Genomic DNA, 588 nt, shown 5'->3' with positions numbered 1-588 from the left:
ATCTTGTAGGATTATTATACTCCCTAGAAACTACATTTAATGGAAAAACGGACTTATATATGCTAGAAAAAGAAATGGAAGTAGACCTAGATGACCTCATGCCTATTGTCCATTCAGCTAATACGCTAGGCTTCATTACGGTAGGAGAAGGAGATATAATCATTACGGATAAAGGACTTGAATTTCTTAAGTCCAACATAAAAAAGAGGAAAGAGATGATTCGAGATTCCTTAAGGAGAATAGAACCCTTCAAAACAGCTATAGAATTAAAAGAATTCACTATCGAGCAATTAAAAAATGTTTTACAAAAAAAGGGGATTCAGCTTTATAACAGTCCAGAAGGATTGTACGATTTACAAATTACTTTAGTTGAATGGGGAGTTTATTCTGGACTTCTAAAGAAGGATTAAGAGTATTAGAAGTAGAAAGACTATAGAGTATGTACCTATAGATAGAATAATCGGTACTTTTCCAAGTAAAAGTAATCCTCCAAATATCAATGAAATTATCGATAATATTATTGAATAATGAGCAAGTTTCATAATGTAAGATAGCAGATAGAGATTTTATATGTTATGGACTACCGTT

At 31.6% G+C, this 588-nt stretch carries 1 protein-coding gene; it reads left to right on the top strand.

Annotated elements, in window-relative coordinates:
* Positions 1 to 410 (top strand): AAA-associated domain-containing protein (locus DMP16_RS10685; RefSeq protein WP_143577262.1); only part of this gene is annotated, 410 nt, incomplete at its 5' end.
* Positions 411 to 588: the final 178 nt, after the last annotated feature.

This window comes from Sulfolobus sp. B1 (assembly GCF_007050195.1).
Classification (GTDB): domain Archaea; phylum Thermoproteota; class Thermoprotei_A; order Sulfolobales; family Sulfolobaceae; genus Saccharolobus.
Note: the sequence above shows the minus strand (reverse complement) of the source record. Positions and strands in the feature narration are given on the sequence as shown.